Below are 18,780 nucleotides of genomic sequence, written 5' to 3'. Positions count from 1 at the left end.
ACCACACCATGACCGTCGCTCACACTGCGGCGCTCGTCGCGGATGTCGCCGGGGAGACCCCCCGGCGGCATCCCGTGGCGGGGCCTGCCGCCCGTCGCCGTCGCGGCGGTCTCGCCAAGTACCTCGGGCTGACTCCGTTCGCCCTCTACGTGCTGGTCTTCCTCGCGATCCCGACCGTGCTCGCGGTCGCGACCGGGTTCTTCGCGGAAGACGGCACGTTCACCTTCGCCAACATCCTGGGCATCTTCGAGCCGGCCGTCCTGGCGACCTTCGGCAGCTCGTTCTGGGTCTCGGCCCTGACGGCCGTCATCGGAGCCATCGTCGGCGCGTTCGTCTGCTACGCGATGCTCGGCACGAAGGCTTCCGGCGCGCTGCGCACCCTCGTCGACTCGGCCTCGAGCGTGCTCGCCCAGTTCGGTGGCGTCATGCTCGCCTTCGCCTTCATCGCCGCGATCGGCAATCAGGGCCTCGTGACCGTCTGGCTCATCGAGTCGTTCGGCATCAACCTGCACGAGAGCGGCGTGTGGCTGTACCAGGTGCCGGGTCTCATCCCGGTCTACGTCTACTTCCAGGTGCCGCTCATGATCATCACCTTCCTGCCCGCCCTCGAGGGGCTCAAGTCCCAGTGGGCGGAAGCCAACGCGACCCTTGGCGGCACGCGCTGGACCTATTGGACCCGCATCGCCGGGCCGGTACTCGCCCCCTCGTTCATCGCGAGTCTCCTGCTGCTCTTCGCGAACGCCTTCTCCTCCTACGCGACCGCGGCCGCCCTCATCAGCCAGGGCTCGCAGATCGTGCCGCTGCAGATCCGGTCGGCGCTGATCAGCGAGACCGTGCTCGGCCGCGAGAACATGGCCGGTGCGCTCGCCCTCGGGATGATCGTCATCATGGTCGTCGTCATGTGGGGCTACTCGGTGCTCGCCGCGCGCACCTCGAGGTGGCAGCGATGAACCGCCGGCTCACCGGCCCCGTGCGCCTCGGACTCGCGCCGAGCCCCGTGACGCGTGTCGCCATCCTCGGGGTCGTCGCGATCGTCTTCGCCATCCCGCTGCTGTCGCTGCTCGAGTTCTCGTTCCGCGACGGTCTCAGCGGCGGCTACACGCTCGCCCATTGGACCGGGCTGTTCGATCCCGAGAACGCGCGTCCGTACCGCACGCTGTTCCAATCGATCGGCAACTCGTTCCTGCTCGCCGGCGTCACCGTCGGCATCGTGCTGGTCGTGCTGCTCCCGACGATGCTGCTCGTGCACATCAGCTTCCCGCGCTTGCGGCGCGTGCTCGAGTTCATCTGCATCATCCCGATCACCGTTCCCGCGATCGTGCTCGTCGTCGGACTCGCGCCGGTGTACTCGATCGTCGTGCAGGTCTTCGGCGGCTCGGTGTGGACGCTCGCTTTCGCCTACGGCATCCTCGTGCTGCCCTACGCGTACCGGGCGATCCAGGCGAACCTCGACGGCGTGCCCGTGGTGACCCTCGTCGAAGCGGCGCGCTCGCTCGGCGCGGGCTGGCCGACGGTCGTCGCGCGAGTGCTGCTGCCGAACCTGCGGCGCGGGGTGCTCGCCGCCGCGTTCATCACGATCGCCGTCGTGCTCGGCGAGTTCACGATCGCGAGCCTGCTCAACCGCCGCAACCTGCAGACCGCCCTTCTGCAGATCTCCACGTCCGACGGTTATGTCGCCGCCATCCTGGCGCTGCTGTCCCTCGCGTTCGCCTTCGTCCTCCTTCTCATCATCGGTCGCATCGGATCGGCCGGAAACCGGAGCAACTCATGATCGACACCCAAGCCCTGCGCACGGCCGCATGGCCGACCGAACCCGCCACGACGCTCGCGATCACCCCGGCCACGGTCGAACTCGACGCCGTCGTCAAGGTCTACGGCACGCATCGCGCGCTCGACGGCATCTCGCTCGCCCTCGAACCGGGCGAGTTCGTCGCACTGCTCGGGCCGTCCGGGTGCGGCAAGACGACCGCCCTGCGCGCCCTCGCCGGTCTCGAAGCGGTCGACGGCGGATCCATCCGCATCGACGCTGAGGACGTCGCGGGCCTACCGACGAACAAGCGCGACATCGGCATGGTGTTCCAGGCGTACTCCCTCTTCCCGCACATGACGGTGCTCGAGAACGTGGAGTTCGGGCTGCGGATGCGCAGGGTCGCCGCAGCAGAACGTCGCGTCCGCGCGCACGAGGCCCTCGACCTCGTCGGCCTCGGCGACCGCGGGGAGCGGTTCGCCCACCAGCTCTCGGGCGGCCAGCAGCAGCGCGTCGCTCTCGCGCGTGCCCTCGTGACCCGGCCGCGGGTGCTGCTGCTCGACGAGCCGCTGTCGGCGCTCGACGCCAAGGTGCGGGTGCAGTTGCGTGAGCAGATCCGGCGGATCCAGACCGAGCTGGGTATCACGACGCTGTTCGTGACGCACGACCAGGAGGAGGCGCTCGCCGTCGCCGACCGCGTCGCGGTCATGCGCGAGGGTCGCATCGAGCAGATCGGAACTCCCGAAGAGCTCTATGTGACCCCGGCGACCCCGTTCGTCGCCGACTTCGTGGGGCTCAGCAACCGGGTGCCCGGGGTGCTGAAGGCGGGAACGATCACCGCCGCCGGGGCGACATTCGAGCTTCTCGGCGACCCGCAGCCCGACGGCCCGGTTCTCGCCTACGTGCGACCCGAAGACGTCGTGCTCGACACGTCGCCGCGCGGAAAGGGCCTTGCCGCGACGGTCGTCGCATCGAGCTTCCTCGGATCGTTGCGCCGCACCACCGTGCGGCTGGAGGGCGATCTGCTGCTGAGTGTGCAGCATGATGTGTCGCTGCAACCGGCGCCCGGCGACGGCGTGCGGGTCGGCTTCCGAGGCAACCCGGTGAGCGCCATCTCTGCACCGTGACCGGATGAGGCGCCCGCCTAGACTGATCGGGTGGCCCGAGCCGACGAACCTGCAGCGCGCCCCGCGCCGCGCAAACCCCGTGCCCACGTGGCCACCCCACCCGCAGCCTCCGCGGCGGCGACCGCCGACGAGCTGGTTCCGCCTGCGATGCGGATCGCGGCCGCCTGGTCGTGGCGCATCCTCGTGGTCGCTGCGGTGGTCGCCCTCGTCGGCTTCGTCATCGTGCAGTTGCGGCTCGTCGCGATTCCGTTCTTCGTCGCCCTGTTGCTGGCCGCGCTCCTGGTTCCGTTCTCGAACTGGTTGCAGCGTCACGGCTGGCCGAAGTGGCTCGCCGTCGCCGTCAACGAACTCGCGGTCATCGCGGTGGTCGCCGGGCTGATCACCGTCGTCGTCATCCAGGTGCGCAGCGGCTTCCCCGACCTGCAGAAGCAGACTCTCGCCAAGTACGAAGAACTCAAAGACTTCCTGCTGGCCTCGCCGCTGCACCTCACCGAGACCGACATCGAGAACTACTTCGACGGCCTCGTCACCTCGATCAGCGAAGACACCAGCGCTCTCGTCGAGCAGGGCTTCGACCTCGCGTCGCTGGGCGGTCACATCCTCGCCGGCACGCTGCTCGCGCTGTTCGTGACGCTGTTCATCCTCATCGACGGCCGCGGCATCTGGAACTGGGTCGTCAAGGTGTTCCCGATGCGGGCCCGACCCGCGATCATCGGCGCGGGGGAGGCCGGCTGGCTGACTCTCTCGACCTTCGTGCGGGTGCAGATCTTCGTCGCCGCCATCGACGCCGTCGGCATCGGCCTGGGGGCGTTCATCCTCGGGCTGTTCTACGGCGGATTCCCGCTCGTCATCCCGATCGCGATCGCGGTGTTCCTGGCCTCGTTCATCCCCGTCGTCGGCGCGGTCGTGTCCGGCGGTCTGGCCGTGTTCGTCGCCCTGGTCTACCTCGGGCCGGTTCCGGCGCTCATCATGCTCGGCATCGTCATCCTCGTTCAGCAGCTCGAGGGCCATGTGCTGCAGCCGCTGCTCGTCGGTGCCGCCGTGAAGGTGCATCCGGTTGCGGTCGTTCTCGCGGTGGCCACCGGAGGCTTCGTCGCCGGCATCCCCGGTGCCCTCTTCGCCGTGCCGCTCGTCGCCGTGCTCAACGTCATGATCGGCTACATCGGTCGCGGCGAATGGCGCACCAACCCGCATCCGAGTGTCGCCGACGTGACGAGTCCGATCGTCGTACCGCGGCGACGACGTGAAGGCTGAGGCGCCCGATGAGAGCTGAGCTGGATCGGTCGACCCTCCCGGGTCCCACCCTCGACGAGTTCGTCGCGGCCCGCGACCGGGTCTCGGCGGTCGTGCAGACGACGCCGATGGAGGTGTCGCGCTTCCTCTCCGAGAGCGCCGGCGTGCCCGTCTACCTCAAGGCGGAGAATCTCCAGCGCACCGGGTCGTACAAGATCCGCGGCGCCTACAACCGTCTCTCCCAGCTGAGCGCCGAGGAACGCAGTCGAGGAGTCGTCGCGGCCTCCGCTGGCAACCACGCCCAGGGGGTCGCCCTCGCGGCCCGTGAACTCGGGATCACCGCGACCATCTACATGCCCACCGGTGTCGCGCTGCCGAAACTGCAGGCCACCCGCGGCTACGGCGCCGACGTCGTGCTCGAAGGCGACATCTTCGACGACACGAACGCCGCCGCGCAGGCGTTCGCGGCCAGCACCGGCGCGACTTTCATCCCCCCGTTCGACCACCACGACATCGTCGCCGGGCAGGGCACCCTCGGCCTGGAGATCCTCGATCAGTTGCCCGAGGTCGGCACGATCGTGGTGCCGATCGGCGGTGGCGGGCTGATCTCGGGGCTCGCGTCGGCGGTCGCCCACGCCGCACCGGAGCGCAACATCCGCGTCATCGGAGTGCAGGCGCACCACGCGGCACCCTACGTTCGGTCACTCGCCGAAGGCGAGATCATCCCGGTCACCGTCGGCCCGACCATCGCCGACGGCATCGCGGTCGCCCGTCCGGGAACCCTCAACTTCGAGATCATCCGCCAGACCGTCGACGATGTCGTCACCGTGAGCGACGACGACATCGCCCGCGCGCTCGTCGTGCTGCTCGAGCGCGCGAAACTCGTCGTCGAGCCCGCCGGAGCCGTCGGCGTCGCCGCGCTGCTCGCCGGGGTCATCGACGCGGAGGGTCCGACCGTCGTCGTGCTGTCGGGCGGCAACATCGACCCGATGGTGATGGAGCGCGTCATCGGGCGGGGTCTCGCCGCCGATCAGCGGTACCTCAAGGTCGTCATCCCGCTGCCCGACCGCCCCGGTCAGCTCGCGCGGATCGCCGAGATCATCGCGGATGCCAACGCCAACGTCGTAGAGGTGCTGCACACCCGCCACGGCACCGGCCTCATGATCAGCGAGGTCGGCATCGAGATCCACATGGAGACCCGCGGCCCGTCGCACGCCGAGCTCGTGCTCACGCGGCTCCGCGACGCCGGCTACCGCCCGCGCGTCACGAGCTGAGTCGTCCATGACCGACGACGCGGAGCTGATCGATCGCTACCGCTGGTTCGTCGACCACGAGGTGACCGGCAGCTCGCCGACCTACGCGGGCTGGGCGGAAGGGGTCATCGTCGATGACGCCTTACGAGCGCGGCTCGTCAACCTGCCACGGCTGAAGCGACAGCCGCACCTGCTGTTCGCGGCGGTGCGCTTCGCCGGGGCGCCGCTCGCTGAGTACGAGATCGTCGGGCCGTGGATTCACGCGCATTGGGATGACGTCGTCGCGGTGATGTCGGCGCGCGCGACGCAGACGAACGAGGCGGCGCGCTGCGGGGCCCTGCTTCCCGTGCTGTCGGCGATCGACGGTCCGATCGCGCTCATCGAAGTGGGCGCGTCGGCGGGGTTGTGTCTCGTTCCGGATCGCTACTCCTACGTCTTCCAGACGCCGCAGGGCGAGACGATGCTGACGGGAGATCCCGGGGCGCCGGTCATCCCGTGCGTCATCTCGGGCGTCGCACCGCCGACGCGGCATCCCGAGATCGTCTGGCGCGCCGGCATCGACCTCAACCCGCTCGACGTAAGCGACCGAGACGACGCGCGCTGGCTCGAGCTGCTCGTCTGGCCCGAGCACGCCGACCGTCTCGATCGATTGCGGGCCGCTCGGGCGGTCGTCGCGGCTGACCCGGTGCGCATCGTGCGCGGCGACCTGGTCGAGGCTCTCCCGGCACTCGCGGCGGAGGCGCCGACCGACGCGACGCTCGTCGTCATGCACACCGCTGTGCTCAACTACCTCGAGGCCGGCCGTCGACAGCACGCGGTCGATGTCATCCGGGGCACCGGCGCGCGATGGATCTCGCAAGAAGGCATCGCGGTCATCGACGAGGTCCGCGATCGGCTACCGGAGGATCTCGGAATGCCGTCGCGCTACGTGCTGGCGCTCGACGGGATTCCGCAGGCCCTCACCGGGTTTCACGGCGGGTCGTACGAGGCGATTCAGCCCCGGTAGGTCTCGACCTTCGTGACCTCGACGGCGATCTCCTTGCCGTTGGGTGCGGTGTAGCTGGTCTTCTCGCCGACCTTCAGGCCGAGGATCGCCTCGCCGAGCGCGCTCGTCGCCGGGTACACGTCGATGTCGTCGTCGGCGATCTCGCGGCTGCCGAGCAGGAAGGTGGTGGGGTCGCCCGCGATCTTCGCCGTGACGACGGTTCCGATCTCGACGACACCCGACGCCGCCGGGGGTTCGCCGACGGTCGCGTGCCGCAGCAGCTGGGTGAGCTGGCGGATGCGCGCCTCGATCTTGCCCTGCTCGTCTTTGGCGGCGTGGTATCCGCCGTTCTCCTTGAGGTCGCCCTCTTCGCGCGCCATCTCGATCTTCTTGGCGATGTCGAGGCGCGCGGGGCCTTCGAGCTCGGCGAGCTCGGCGCTCAGCCGGTCGTAGGACTCCTGCGTGAGCCACGTCGTGGCAGCGGTGTCGGACATCGGGATGCTCCTTGCGGGATGGGCGTCGGGTGGACCCGACTAATGCGACAGCCCGGCCGAAGCCGGGCAGTCGCACCATGCTAGGTCAGCCAGCAACGGTAGATCAACCCGGTGACAGCGGGCTCGGTGACCCTCACGTTCTCGACGAAGGCGCGGGTTCGGTCGTCGCCGGGGGGCAGCTCGACGATCTTCCACCCGACGATCGCGAACGACTCGTTGAGCGCCTGGAGCGCACACGACACCGGAGTGCCCGGCTCGGTCGTCACCTCGAAGCGGATGTCGACGGTGGAGTCAGCGCGGGTCACATAGCCGGTGTCGCGGGTGTCGATACTCGCGGTCGGGCTGAACACCCCCACCCACACGACCCAGGCGACGACGACGACGAGCACTCCCGCGGCCGCGACGATCGCGACGATGGCGCGCCGTCGCCGGTCGGCCGGGGTGCGCCCGTATCGTGCTGCGACCGCCGAGTCTGTCATCTCGCCTCCATTACCCTGGAACCAGGCTATTCGGACCGGGAGGCCCCCTTGCTCCACACACTCTGGGCGTCGACGCCCGCCCCGGGCGAGGAACTCGACCCCAACACGGTCACCCCCGGAGTCATCGGGTTCGCGCTGACCTTCCTGGTCGCGGTCGCGGTCGTGCTGCTCGTGATCGACATGGTGCGCCGCATCCGCCGCATCAACCACCGCGCCGCCGTCAACGAACGACTGGATGCCGAAGAGGCCGCCGCCGCGGAGCAGGACGACTAATCCGCCGAACCGCAGCCCGATCCTCGGGTAATCCGTCACACCTGCGACGGATTACCCGGGCTACCACCCCAACGGCGCCCGCACGATGAGCAGGATCGCCGTCCAGTGGCACAGGAACGCGATCACCGTGCAGGTGTGGAACAACTCGTGGAACCCGAACGTGCCGGGCCACGGGTTGGGGCGCTTGAACCCGTAGAACAGCGCACCCGCGGTGTAGGACAGCCCGCCGATGAGCACGAGCAGCATCGCGACGGCGTTGAACTGCACGAGGTCGACGGCGTAGAACACGGCGGCCCAGCCGAGGCCGACGTAGAGCGGCACATACGACCAGCGGGGCGCGTTCACCCAGAACACCCGGAAGATGATGCCGAGCAGAGCTCCCACCCAGACGGCGATGAGCAGCACGAGACCCTTGTCGACAGTGAGGGCGTTGATCGCCAGTGGGGTGTAGGTGCCGGCGATGAGCACGAAGATGTTCGCGTGGTCGAGTCGCCGGAAGACGGCTTTGACTTTCGGGCTCCAGTTGAACCGGTGATACACGGCGGAGACCCCGAACAGCAGAATCGACGACGCCATGAAGATCGCGGCACTCGCCTTCGCGGCGGCGCCTTCGGCGAGCACGATGAGCACGATCCCGGCGGCGACGGCGAGCGGCGCCGTACCGGCATGGATCCAGCCGCGCCAGGTGGGCTTGCCTTCGACTTCGGGATGAGCGATCGCGTCCTCGAGGAGCGGGATGTTCGGGATGTCATCCCCGGCCTGGGTGCGGGGCGCGGTCATGCCCGGAGTTTACGACCAGCCCGGGCGAAGTCCCTGGGAGCGGTCGACTACCTTAGTCAGGTGCCACAACGGAACGGCTCATCCGGCAAGGGCCTCTTGTATGGCCTCTACTCAGCCCGGCTGCGCAAAGAACTCAGCGGCCTCCCGCGACCCCACCACGTCGGCATGATCATCGACGGCAACCGGCGGTGGGCGAAGGAGCAGGCGCTCGAGACGGCGGCTCACGGACACCGGGCCGGGGCGGCGAAGATGCGCGAGTTCCTCGGCTGGTGCGACTCCCTCGGCATCCGGATGGTCACGATCTACCTGCTGTCCACCGACAACCTCACCGGGCGGGATCCGGAAGAGCTCCGGCAGCTGTTCGAGATCATCGCCGACCTCGCCGACGACCTGTCGCGGGCTGCCGGCTGGCGCATCCAGCATGTCGGCACGACCGAGGGGCTGCCGCAGCCGCTCATCGACGTGTTGCGCGGCGCGGAAGACCGCACGGCCGGCAACACCGGTCTGCACGTCAACCTGGCGATCGGCTACGGCGGTCGGCGGGAGATCGCGGATGCCATGCGGAGCATCGTGCGCACGCACGGCAAGGGGGGCGGCACGATCGACGATCTCGCCGAGATCCTCACCCCGGAGCTGATCGCCGACCACCTCTACACGCAGGGCCAGCCCGATCCCGACCTCATCATCCGCACCTCGGGCGAGCAGCGGCTCTCGGACTTCATGCTCTGGCAGAGCGCGCACAGCGAGTTCTATTTCCTCGAATCGCTGGGGCCCGATCTGCGCGAGGTCGACTTCCTGCGTGCGTTGCGCGCGTATGCCACACGAGATCGGAGATTCGGGGCGTGAATCTGGGGGACTATCAGGAGCGGTTCGAAGAGGAGCCGGGCTACCTCGACTACGCCCGCGTCGGCCCGGTCGGCCGCACGGTGCTCGAGGAGCAGACGGCGCTGAGCGGGGTGCTCGCGCATGCGCGATTCGGATCGCTCGCGGCGCTGCTCACCCAACATGACCGGTTGCGGGATGCCGTGGCCGCGGTCGGCGGGTTCCGGCCCGACCAGGTGGTGTTCCAGCCGAGCACCTCGCAGGGGCTCATGCACACGATGTTCGGCGTCACCGGGGGCGTTGCGCTCGCGCCGACGGAGTTCCCGTCGCTGACCTTCGCGGTGCGCCGCGCTGCCGACTCGCTCGGCGTGCTCGCCCCGCTCTGGCTCGAGACCGAAGACGGTCGCGTCACCCCGGGCAACCTCCGCGACCAGCTGACGTCGTCGGTCGTCGCCGTCGCGGTGAGCCTCGTCGACTACCGCACCGGGTATCTCGTCGACCTGGAGGGCATCCGACAGGTCATCGGCGATCGCCTGCTGATCGTGGATGCCGCGCAGGGCTTCGGCGTCGTCGACGCGCCGTTCGAGGTCGCCGATGTCATCGCGTCGGGCGGCCAGAAGTGGGCGCGGGCGGGGATCGGCTGCGGGTTCCTCGCCGTGAGCGACCGCGCACGTGACCACCTCACTCCCGTCTGGTCGAACTTCGCCGGGGCAGAGGACGATTTCTACCAGGAGGTCACCGACCCGGTTCCGGGAGCTGCCGCATACCAGATCAGCAACGCCGACCCCATCGCTGCCGGCCGCCTCGCCGCAGCCCTTGAGGAGGTCGCGGCCGTCGGCATCCCGACCCTTCACGCCGAGATCGCGCGCAACGTGTCGCGTCTCATCGACCTCGCCGACGAGTACGCCCTGCCCGTGGTGTCCCCACGCGCCGAGGCGGAGCGGGCCGGGATCGTCGTCGTCGAGCCGCTGCCCGAGCACCTCACGGTGCTCGTCGCTTCGCTGCACAACCACGGCATCACGGCGACCGTCCGCGACACCGCCGTGCGCCTCTCGGCGCACGCGACCGTCGAGGAGGAGACCTTCTCGATGCTGCGCGCCGCGCTGGTCTCGTACGCCACGTCGATCTGACGAGGAACATTCACACGCCCGTAACGCGATGGGGGCGTGTCGAAACGCGCGCGTCACACGGCCGGGGTTAGCGTCGGAGACATCAGGCACGGCGCCTGGTCGGAGCGGCCACGTAAGTTCGTTCCGAGTGAAGTGGCCGCCACGTAACACCAGCCGGGGGAGACATCCCCGGGGATGGAGTGGGAGTGCCCGCACTCGAGAAGCCCCAGCAGAAGTCCACCAGCGCGAAGAGCGGAGGTGGGAAACCGAAGCAGGGGGAGCGGACATTCGTCCTCGACACCTCGGTGCTGCTGAGCGATCCCAAGGCCATCTTCCGGTTCGCGGAGCACGCCGTCGTGCTGCCGGTGGTCGTCGTCACCGAACTCGAGGCGAAACGCAACGATCCCGAGATCGGGTACTTCGCGCGGCAGGCTCTCCGCAATCTCGACGAGTTGCGTCGGCAGCACGAACGCCTCGACTTCCCGATCAGCGTCGGTGACAACGGCTCGTTGCGGGTCGAACTCAACCACTCCAACCAGTCGGTGCTGCCGTCGGGGCTGCAGCTCGGCGACAACGACTCCCGCATCCTCGCCGTCGCGATGAACCTCGCGAACGACGGGCTCGACGTCACCGTCGTGTCGAAAGACCTGCCGATGCGGGTCAAGGCGGCATCCATCGGTCTCACCGCCGAGGAGTACAAGGCCGAACTCGCGGTCGACTCCGGATACACGGGTCTGGCCGAGGTCGACCTCTCGGCCGAACAGATGGCCGATCTCTACGAGAACGAGACGATCTCGTCGCGCCAGGTCGCCGACCTTCCGATCAACACGAGCCTCGTCGTGCACTCCGAGCGCGGCTCGGCGCTGGGGCGGGTGAGCGGCAAGGGCGAGTTCCGGGTGGTGCGCGGCGATCGGGATGTCTTCGGACTCCACGGTCGCAGCGCCGAACAACGACTCGCGATCGACCTGCTGCTCGACCCGGAGATCGGCATCGTGTCGCTCGGCGGTCGGGCCGGCACCGGCAAGTCGGCGCTCGCGCTGTGCGCGGGCCTCGAGGCGGTGCTCGAGAAGCAGCAGCACCGCAAGATCATGGTGTTCCGGCCGCTGTACGCGGTCGGCGGCCAGGAGCTCGGCTACCTGCCGGGCGACAAGGACGAGAAGATGAACCCCTGGGGTCAGGCGGTCTTCGACACCCTCGGTGCCCTGGTGAGCGAGAACGTGCTCGAAGAGGTGGTGGAGCGCGGCATCCTCGAGGTGCTGCCGCTGACCCACATCCGCGGCCGTTCGCTGCACGACGCGTTCGTGATCGTCGACGAAGCCCAGTCGCTGGAACGCAATGTGCTGCTCACAGTGCTCAGCCGCATCGGCCAGAACTCCCGGGTCGTGCTCACGCACGACGTCGCCCAGCGCGACAACCTCCGGGTCGGACGCCACGACGGGGTGGCCAGCGTGATCGAGACCCTCAAGGGGCATCCTCTGTTCGCGCACATCACCCTCACCCGCTCCGAACGGTCGGCGATCGCCGCGCTCGTCACGGAGATGCTCGAGGGCAACGAGCTGGCGTAGCGCTGTCGCGTATGCGTCTAGGGCCGGGCACCACGTCGCCGGGGAAGCGCGGCGTGGGCCCGGTCCGTCCAGCGCGGTCGGGGGCCTCGGTTCCGCGGCTGTGCTCTAACTCTCGGAATCCGTGGTGGTCGTGGATGAGACGTCGATGAAGTCCTCGGATTCCGAGAGTCGGGTACGAAGGTCGACGACGATCTGAGCCCACCGCAGCAGGAACCGCGGTTCGTCGAGACGCTTCCTGCGCAGCCAGCCGGTCACTTCGTCGTTGCTCTTGCTGGCGTTGCATGACCGACAGGCGGGCACGACGTTGTCGAGCGTGTATCGGCCACCCCGGCTCAGGGGGAGCACGCAATCCTTCTGCAGAGACGCATCCGACGCGCCGCAGTAGGCACACCCGCCCCACGCGACTCGGATCGCCGTCCACTGGGCGGGCGTCAGGTCATTGTCGGCCGCGAGAAAGCGACGTCGACGCTTGCGCGCCGCACGGGCGCGACGTGAGCGGTCGATCGTCATGCGGCGAGTGTCCCACCGCGCGGCGGGAACGGCGGGCTTAGCCGGGGCGGGTCATCGACAAGACATCCAGCGCCTTGTCGAGATCGGCCTCGGAGATCTCGCCGCGCTCGACGAAGCCGAGGTCGATCGTCGCCTCGCGCACCGTCAGGCCGTTCTTCACCGAATGCTTCGCGATCTTCGCGGCGTTCTCGTAGCCGATGAACTTGTTGAGCGGGGTGACGATCGACGGCGACGACTCCGCCATCGCGCGGGCCCGCTCCTCGTTCGCCTCGAGGCCCTCGACGGTCTTGTCGGCGAGCAGCACCGACGAGTTCGCGAGCAGTCGGATCGACTCCAGCAGCGCCGTGCCCATCACCGGGATGGCGACGTTGAGCTCGAAGTTGCCGGTCGCGCCGGCCCAGGCGATCGTCGCGTCGTTGCCGACGACGCGGGCGCCGACCATGATGACGGCTTCGGGGATCACGGGGTTGACCTTGCCGGGCATGATCGACGACCCGGGCTGCAGGTCGGGGATCGAGAGTTCGGCGAGCCCGGTGTTCGGCCCCGACCCCATCCAGCGCAGGTCGTTGCAGATCTTGGTGAGCGACACCGCGATGACGCGCAGGGCACCGGACGCCTCCACGAGTCCGTCGCGCGCGCCCTGCGCCTCGAAGTGGTCGAGCGCCTCGGTGATCGGCAGACCCGAGGTCTCGGCGACGACCTCGATCACGCGGGCCGAGAAGCCGGCGGGCGTGTTGATTCCGGTGCCGGTCGCGGTGCCGCCGAGCGGCACCTCGGCGACGCGGGGGAGGGCGGCCTGGACGCGCTCGATGCCGAGTCGCACCTGGCGCGCGTAGCCGCCGAACTCCTGGCCGAGGGTGACGGGGGTGGCATCCATGAGGTGGGTGCGGCCCGACTTGACGACACCCCTCCACAGGTGGGCCTTCACCTCGAGGGCCTTGGCGAGGTGGTCGAGCGCGGGCACGAGGTCGTTCACGAGGGCGCCGGTGACGGCGACGTGCACCGAGGTCGGGAAGACGTCGTTGCTCGACTGCGACATGTTGACGTGGTCGTTGGGGTGCACCGGGGAGCCGAGCTTCTGCGTCGCGAGGGTCGCGAGCACCTCGTTCATGTTCATGTTCGACGACGTGCCGGAACCGGTCTGGTAGGTGTCGACCGGGAACTGGTCGTGGTGGGCTCCGCCGATGATGTCGTCGGCGGCCGCGACGATCGCGTCGGCGATGGCACCGTCGAGGATGCCGAGCTCCTTGTTGACGAGAGCGGCGGCGCGCTTGATGCGGGCGAGGGCGACGATCTGGCCGGCTTCGAGTCCCGACCCGGAGATCGGGAAGTTCTCGACCGCGCGTTGGGTCTGTGCGGAATAGAGGGCGGATGCGGGCACCCGCACCTCCCCCATCGTGTCGTGCTCGATGCGAAACGCGGGCTCGGTGCTCACGGCGACGTGGCCTTTCGGTTGATGCGGGCGAGGGAGCGGTGGCGTGGGGTGGCGGGCCGACTCAGGAGTCGATCGCGCCGAGGACGACATCCGGAACCACGCGACCCTCGAGGAGCCGGTAGTTCGCGCCGACGACAGCCAGCGTACCCGCGGCGATGGCCGCGCTGATCAGCTCCGAGCTCTCCAGCAGCTCCGCGACGGTGTCACGCAGATGCTCGCGACCGACCTCGAGGATGTCGGGGTCGCCGCCGTCGCTCGGCACGCGTTTGACGGCCGGCCGGATCGGGGCGATGAGCGATGCGATGTGCGGCGGCAGGGGAGCGGCGTCGGGCTTCTCGGCGTCGATCGCGGCGCGCACCGCCCCGCACTCGTCGTGGCCGAGCACGACGATGAGCGGCACGTCGAGCACCGCGACCGCGTACTCGAGTGACCCGACGACGGAGTCGGAGATCACCTGCCCGGCGTTGCGCACGACGAACAGGTCGCCGAGACCCTTGTCGAAGATGATCTCGGCCGCGAGCCGGGAGTCGCTGCAGCCGAACAGCGCCGCGTGCGGGGCCTGGAAGCCGGCGAGCTCGGTGCGGCGTTCGACGTCTTGACGGGGGTGCTGCGGCTCACCGGCGACGAAGCGCTCGTTGCCGCGCGCCATCTCGCGCCAGACCTGGGCCGGGGTGCGGCGTCCGCTCATGACAGCTCCTTTGCGACGGCGGCGGCGAGCACCGCGAACTCCTCGTCGGTCGCGGTGCCGCCGAGCACGATCGTGGAGGCCCCGGAGGTCGTCACCAGGGCGTATTCGACATTGCCGGGGTCGTCGACATCCCGCCGGTCGTAGCTGCTCCAGGTGAGGCCGCCGATGCGTTCGGTGCCGTCGGATCGGGCGGAGTGCACCTGGTCGGCGAGCCACGAGTCGTTCGCGTCGACGCCCTGCACGAGGCCGATGTATTCGCCGTTCGGAGTCAGGAAGCCGATCTCCCAGCGCGTCACGCCGTCGGCGGGGTCCCCGACCAGTTCGGCGCGGTTCGCCGTCCAGGCGTCGGGGAGGTCGGGCACCGCGAGCGGCTCGTCGACACTGCTCTGGGCGTCGGCCCCGATCTGGCGGAAGTCGACGGTGCGCGGCTCCATCTCGGGGCGCACGACGACGACGACGAGGAACAGCACGACACCGAGCGAGGCGATGAGGGCGAGCACGAGGTTGAAGGCCGTCTGATTCGCCCGACGGGCGGCGCGGCGTTCGGCGGCGGTCGGTGCCGCCTCCTGGTCGGGCAGCGTCACGAGGCCCCGTCGGTCGCGGCCGGCTGGGCGGCAGAACTGCGGGCGGCATCCAGGCGTGCCTTCGCGCCGATCAGCCACTCCTCGCAACGCTTGGCGAGCGCTTCGCCGCGCTCCCACAGGGCGAGCGACTCCTCGAGCGAGACCCCACCCTGTTCGAGCTGTCCGACGACTTTCACGAGCTCGTCGCGGGCCTGCTCGTAGCTCAGTTCGGCGATCTCGGACACGGCCTCCACCTTACCCAGGGCTCTCGACGGTCGCGGCGACCTCTCCCTCGGCGAGGGTCAGCCGCAGCCGGTCGCCGCTCGCGGCGTCGTCGGCGCGGCGCAGCACCGCACCGGATTCGAGCCGCGCGATCGCGTACCCGCGCTCGAGCGTGGCTTGTGGCGAGAGCGCCCGCAACTGCGCGCGCAGTTCGACGACGCGCTGCCCGGCGCGCTCGAATGCGTAGTCGAGCAGCTCGGCCCCGCGCGCGACCCAGCGGGTGAGTTCTTCGGCCCGGTCGGTCACGATGCGGTCGGGGCTGGCGAGCACGGGACGGGAGCGGATGTGGCCGATGCGGTCGATCTCGGTCGTCACCATTCCGGTCACCCGGGCGAGCATCCGGCCCCGCGCCTGACGAACCCGGGCGAGCTCGTCGGCGATGTCGGGCACCACGCGTTTCGCGGCGTCGGTGGGGGTCGAGGCACGCAGGTCGGCGACGTCGTCGAGCAGCGGCCTGTCGGCTTCGTGCCCGATCGCGCTGACGACCGGGGTGCGGCACTCGGCGACGACGCGGATCAGGCGTTCATCGCTGAACGGCAGCAGGTTCTGAAAGTCGCCTCCGCCGCGGGCGACGATGATGACGTCGACCTCGGGGTCGGCGTCGAGCGCCTTGATGGCTCCCGCGACCTCCGCCCAGGCCCGGTCGCCCTGCACCGAGGCGTGCCGGATGCGGAATTGCACGGCCGGCCACCGCAGCTGGGCGTTTCGCAGCACGTCCTTCTCGGCATCCGAATCCTTGCCCGTGACCAGGCCGATACAGGTCGGCAGGAACGGCAGCCGTTGCTTGCGCTCGACCGCGAACAGCCCCTCATCGCTGAGCTTGCGGCGCAGCGCCTCGAGCTTCGCGAGCAGATCGCCGATGCCGACGTGACGGAGGTCGAAGACCTGCATCGTGAGCGTGCCGCCCTTGGGCCACCACTCCGACTTCACCAGCGCGACGACCCGGTCGCCCTGCCTGAACTCCTCCTTGAGTTTCTGCAGCGTCGTCGACCAGACCCGGAACGAGAGGGTGACGTCTTGTTCGAGGTCTTTGAGCTTGCCGTAGGCGTTGCCGCCCGAGAGCCCCCACTGGGTGACCTCGCCCTCGACCCACACCGTGCCGAGCCGGTCGATGTACTCCTTGAGCTTCCCCGACATCATCGCGACGGGCCACGGCGCCTCCGGGGAGGAGCGCTCCGGCGGCTCGGTCGATGTCACGCGTCACACCACAGCGGGGCGGCGACGGGCTCGACCGTGAAGGTCGTGGTGTCCACCCGGTCATCGCCGCTGCCATCCGCGAGGATCACCTCCATCGTGCCCGTCCCGGTTCCCGATCGGGGTCGTCCCTCGTCGTCGTAGGTCACCTCGAGGTGTCCGTTGGGCACCTGGTAGCTGTCGCGCCCCGAGGTGTAGAGGAAGTAGTACTGCGACGTGGCCACGTTGATCGTGACACCCTGATCGATCTCCCACGTCACGCCGTCCCAGGTGTCGGGTGGGCCACCGTTGATCTCCGTGCGCACCGCCCAGTCGGGGTCGTCGGGAGTCTCGATGAATCCGTCACCGGGACACAGCCGGGCGCTCGCCGTGAACATCGAGGTTGTCGCCGTGACGAGCCAGCCGCTATCGGCGGGGATCGGGGTCGCAGGATTCGAGGGGCCCGCCTCGCCGACCTCGCCGGATGCGCTCCCGCTCGGTGCGGGCGTCGTGCCCGGGGCCGCACACCCGGCGAGCAGGAGCCCGACGGCGAGAAGCGTTGACGACATCCGTCGCATCATGCCCGTTCCGTCCTTCCGTGTTCGCTCGCGAGGGTACTCCAGTCCCCGGCCTCCCAGCCGCTCCCCGGTGGGCTCCGTAGAATCGGGGCATGGCCGGCATCACGAACGGCGCGGTCGTTCTGACGCCGCCTCGCACCCCCGCGGTCCGCGGGCGCCTCGTCGACGCGCCGGTCGCCGGAACCAAGCGGGTGCTGCTCGCCGCACCGCGCGGGTACTGCGCCGGCGTCGACCGGGCGGTGATCGCCGTCGAGAAGGCGCTCGAGAACTTCGGCGCCCCGGTCTACGTGCGCAAGCAGATCGTGCACAACGTGCACGTCGTCAGCACCCTCGAGCAGCGCGGCGCGATCTTCGTGGATGACGTCGCCGAGGTGCCGCACGGAGCGCATGTCGTCTTCTCGGCGCACGGCGTCTCGCCCGCCGTCGTTCAAGGTGCCGCCGACCGCGGCCTGCAGGCGATCGATGCGACCTGCCCGCTCGTGACCAAGGTGCACCGCGAGGCGACCCGCTTCTCGAAGCAGGGCCTCGACATCCTGCTGATCGGTCACACCGGCCACGAAGAGGTCGAGGGCACGATGGGTCACGCGCCCGAACGCACCACCCTCGTCACGAGCCCCGACGACGTGGCCGGCCTCGAGGTGCGCGACCCCGACAACCTGGTGTGGATCTCGCAGACGACGCTGAGCGTCGACGAGACGATGGAGACGGTGCGCCGGCTGCGGGAGCGATTCCCCAACCTTCAAGACCCGCCGAGCGACGACATCTGTTACGCCACCCAGAACCGTCAGGTCGCGATCAAGAAGGTCGCCCCGGCGGCCGACCTGGTGATCGTCGTCGGGTCGGCGAACTCCAGCAACAGCGTGCGGCTCGTCGAGGTCGCGCTCGAGCACGGCGCCCGTGCCGCGTACCGGGTCGACTACGCGAGCGAGATCCAGCAGTCCTGGCTCGACGGGGTCGCGACGGTCGGGGTCACCAGCGGCGCGTCGGTGCCCGAGGTGCTCGTGCGCGAGGTGCTCGACGATCTGGCGGATGCCGGCTACCGCGACGTCGAAGAGGTCAAGACGGCCGAGGAAGACCTCATGTTCTCGCTGCCGAAGGAGCTGCGCCGCGACGCCGCCGGCAACACGGACGAGCGGGCGCTCGGCGGTCGGTCGCGTCGGCTCGACTGGCAGGACTGATCCGGATGCCGGATCCCCGCCCCGCGCCGCAGTACGGCGAGTACGCGACGCCCGAGGAGGTGGCCGCACTGCGCGGCCCTGACGTGGCGACCCCGGCGATCGCTGAGACGCCGCCCCCCGCCGTCCCGGCTCGCGCCGCGACGGGTCGTCGCTTCGACCGTCCGATCACGATCGCGCTCATCGCCTTCGGGGTGCTCAACCTGCTGCAGTACTCCGGTGCCCTCCTCGACTTCGAGGGGTTCCTCGAGACGGCGACGAAGGGCACGGCCGCCGAATCGATCGACTTCACCGAGGCGGCGCGCATCGGCGGGATCGTGCTGTTCGTGCTGTCCCTCGCGCTGGTACTGGGGTCGGCGGCGATCGCGGTGCTGCTGCTGCGCCGCGGCCGCCTGGCGTTCTGGGTTCCGCTCGTCGCGGGTGCTCTCTCCGTGCTCGCCTGGATCATCGTGCTGGTCGCGATCGTGATGCTGACGCCGGGCGCCCTGCCCGCCTCCGGGTCCTGACCG

General features: G+C 69.5%; 22 protein-coding genes. 12 read left to right on the top strand and 10 right to left on the bottom strand.

The features are described from left to right. The first annotated feature begins 8 nt into the window (after window positions 1–8). Genes IE173_RS09775 through IE173_RS09750 form a run of 6 tightly spaced genes read left to right on the top strand, consistent with a single transcriptional unit; the run spans window position 9 to window position 6,366 of the window. Window positions 9–950, top strand: coding sequence for an ABC transporter permease (locus IE173_RS09775; RefSeq protein ID WP_229842024.1), 942 nt, complete (start codon window positions 9–11; stop codon window positions 948–950). After that, a complete protein-coding gene (locus IE173_RS09770) occupies window positions 947–1,771 on the top strand; it encodes an ABC transporter permease (RefSeq protein ID WP_191283282.1) in 825 nt (274 codons plus the stop codon). Before IE173_RS09775 ends, IE173_RS09770 begins: the two co-directional genes overlap by 4 nt. Continuing rightward, a complete protein-coding gene (locus IE173_RS09765) occupies window positions 1,768–2,874 on the top strand; it encodes an ABC transporter ATP-binding protein (RefSeq protein ID WP_191283281.1) in 1,107 nt (368 codons plus the stop codon). The genes IE173_RS09770 and IE173_RS09765 overlap by 4 nt, the downstream gene beginning before the upstream one ends. A gap of 30 nt (window positions 2,875–2,904) precedes the next feature. After that, window positions 2,905–4,128 carry an AI-2E family transporter gene (locus IE173_RS09760; protein ID WP_229842023.1) on the top strand — a complete coding sequence of 408 codons (1,224 nt, stop codon included), beginning with the start codon at window positions 2,905–2,907 and terminating at the stop codon, window positions 4,126–4,128. 8 nt (window positions 4,129–4,136) lie between these two features. Next, window positions 4,137–5,381: a threonine ammonia-lyase gene (ilvA, locus tag IE173_RS09755; protein WP_191283280.1), complete on the top strand. Its 1,245-nt coding sequence runs from the start codon at window positions 4,137–4,139 to the stop codon at window positions 5,379–5,381. Window positions 5,382–5,388: 7 nt separating this feature from the next. Further along, window positions 5,389–6,366, top strand: a complete 978-nt coding sequence (locus IE173_RS09750) for a DUF2332 domain-containing protein (RefSeq protein WP_191283279.1) — start codon at window positions 5,389–5,391, stop codon at window positions 6,364–6,366. On the opposite strand, the gene greA is transcribed toward IE173_RS09750, so the two are convergent. Together greA and IE173_RS09740 are read right to left on the bottom strand one after the other, a co-directional pair. Further along, window positions 6,354–6,839: a transcription elongation factor GreA gene (gene greA / locus IE173_RS09745; protein ID WP_191283278.1), complete on the bottom strand. Its 486-nt coding sequence runs from the start codon at window positions 6,837–6,839 to the stop codon at window positions 6,354–6,356. The two genes, IE173_RS09750 and greA, sit on opposite strands and share 13 nt — an antisense overlap. A gap of 80 nt (window positions 6,840–6,919) precedes the next feature. Next, entirely contained in the window at window positions 6,920–7,318 is a 399-nt protein-coding gene (locus tag IE173_RS09740; RefSeq protein ID WP_191283277.1) for a DUF4307 domain-containing protein, read from the bottom strand. Window positions 7,319–7,366: 48 nt separating this feature from the next. Between IE173_RS09740 and IE173_RS09735 the strand changes: the two genes are divergently transcribed. Further along, complete coding sequence (locus IE173_RS09735; RefSeq protein ID WP_191283276.1) at window positions 7,367–7,591, top strand: hypothetical protein; 225 nt, start codon at window positions 7,367–7,369, stop codon at window positions 7,589–7,591. Between the two features lie 60 nt (window positions 7,592–7,651). On the opposite strand, the gene trhA is transcribed toward IE173_RS09735, so the two are convergent. Next, on the bottom strand, window positions 7,652–8,371 hold the full coding sequence (gene trhA / locus IE173_RS09730; protein WP_191283275.1) for a PAQR family membrane homeostasis protein TrhA: 720 nt from the start codon (window positions 8,369–8,371) through the stop codon (window positions 7,652–7,654). A 60-nt stretch (window positions 8,372–8,431) separates the two neighbouring features. Here trhA and IE173_RS09725 point away from each other — a divergent pair, with 60 nt between their 5' ends. The 3 genes from IE173_RS09725 to IE173_RS09715 all read left to right on the top strand — a co-directional run bounded on the left by IE173_RS09725 (window position 8,432) and on the right by IE173_RS09715 (window position 11,867). Continuing rightward, window positions 8,432–9,217, top strand: a complete 786-nt coding sequence (locus tag IE173_RS09725) for an isoprenyl transferase (protein WP_229842022.1) — start codon at window positions 8,432–8,434, stop codon at window positions 9,215–9,217. Beyond that, window positions 9,214–10,323, top strand: a complete 1,110-nt coding sequence (locus IE173_RS09720; protein ID WP_191283273.1) for an aminotransferase class V-fold PLP-dependent enzyme — start codon at window positions 9,214–9,216, stop codon at window positions 10,321–10,323. Before IE173_RS09725 ends, IE173_RS09720 begins: the two co-directional genes overlap by 4 nt. A gap of 185 nt (window positions 10,324–10,508) precedes the next feature. Next, entirely contained in the window at window positions 10,509–11,867 is a 1,359-nt protein-coding gene (locus tag IE173_RS09715; protein WP_191283272.1) for a PhoH family protein, read from the top strand. Window positions 11,868–11,972: 105 nt separating this feature from the next. Here the strand turns inward: IE173_RS09715 and IE173_RS09710 are convergent, their stop codons facing one another. The 7 genes from IE173_RS09710 to IE173_RS09680 all read right to left on the bottom strand — a co-directional run bounded on the left by IE173_RS09710 (window position 11,973) and on the right by IE173_RS09680 (window position 17,087). Then, window positions 11,973–12,377: an HNH endonuclease gene (locus IE173_RS09710; protein ID WP_191283271.1), complete on the bottom strand. Its 405-nt coding sequence runs from the start codon at window positions 12,375–12,377 to the stop codon at window positions 11,973–11,975. 37 nt (window positions 12,378–12,414) lie between these two features. Next, window positions 12,415–13,812 (bottom strand): class II fumarate hydratase, encoded by a 1,398-nt coding sequence (locus tag IE173_RS09705; protein ID WP_268248910.1) that lies wholly within the window; start codon window positions 13,810–13,812, stop codon window positions 12,415–12,417. 61 nt (window positions 13,813–13,873) lie between these two features. Beyond that, the gene (locus tag IE173_RS09700; RefSeq protein ID WP_191283269.1) at window positions 13,874–14,500 is read right to left on the bottom strand and encodes a carbonic anhydrase; all 627 of its coding nucleotides are present in this window, start codon (window positions 14,498–14,500) and stop codon (window positions 13,874–13,876) included. Then, complete coding sequence (locus IE173_RS09695; RefSeq protein WP_191283268.1) at window positions 14,497–15,084, bottom strand: DUF4245 domain-containing protein; 588 nt, start codon at window positions 15,082–15,084, stop codon at window positions 14,497–14,499. Before IE173_RS09695 ends, IE173_RS09700 begins: the two co-directional genes overlap by 4 nt. Then, window positions 15,081–15,308 carry an exodeoxyribonuclease VII small subunit gene (locus tag IE173_RS09690; protein WP_373298466.1) on the bottom strand — a complete coding sequence of 76 codons (228 nt, stop codon included), beginning with the start codon at window positions 15,306–15,308 and terminating at the stop codon, window positions 15,081–15,083. Before IE173_RS09690 ends, IE173_RS09695 begins: the two co-directional genes overlap by 4 nt. 10 nt (window positions 15,309–15,318) lie before the next feature. Beyond that, complete coding sequence (gene xseA, locus IE173_RS09685) at window positions 15,319–16,485, bottom strand: exodeoxyribonuclease VII large subunit (RefSeq protein WP_229842040.1); 1,167 nt, start codon at window positions 16,483–16,485, stop codon at window positions 15,319–15,321. 53 nt (window positions 16,486–16,538) lie between these two features. Continuing rightward, window positions 16,539–17,087: a hypothetical protein gene (locus tag IE173_RS09680; RefSeq protein WP_191283265.1), complete on the bottom strand. Its 549-nt coding sequence runs from the start codon at window positions 17,085–17,087 to the stop codon at window positions 16,539–16,541. Window positions 17,088–17,188: 101 nt separating this feature from the next. Between IE173_RS09680 and IE173_RS09675 the strand changes: the two genes are divergently transcribed. Next, entirely contained in the window at window positions 17,189–18,274 is a 1,086-nt protein-coding gene (locus IE173_RS09675) for a 4-hydroxy-3-methylbut-2-enyl diphosphate reductase (RefSeq protein ID WP_191283264.1), read from the top strand. A 5-nt stretch (window positions 18,275–18,279) separates the two neighbouring features. Further along, window positions 18,280–18,777, top strand: a complete 498-nt coding sequence (locus tag IE173_RS09670) for a DUF6264 family protein (RefSeq protein WP_191283263.1) — start codon at window positions 18,280–18,282, stop codon at window positions 18,775–18,777. The last annotated feature ends 3 nt before the right edge of the window (window positions 18,778–18,780 follow it).

The sequence above is a fragment of the Pseudolysinimonas yzui genome (assembly GCF_014653215.1).
In the GTDB taxonomy this organism is placed as follows: domain Bacteria; phylum Actinomycetota; class Actinomycetes; order Actinomycetales; family Microbacteriaceae; genus Pseudolysinimonas_A; species Pseudolysinimonas_A yzui.
Note: the sequence above shows the minus strand (reverse complement) of the source record. Positions and strands in the feature narration are given on the sequence as shown.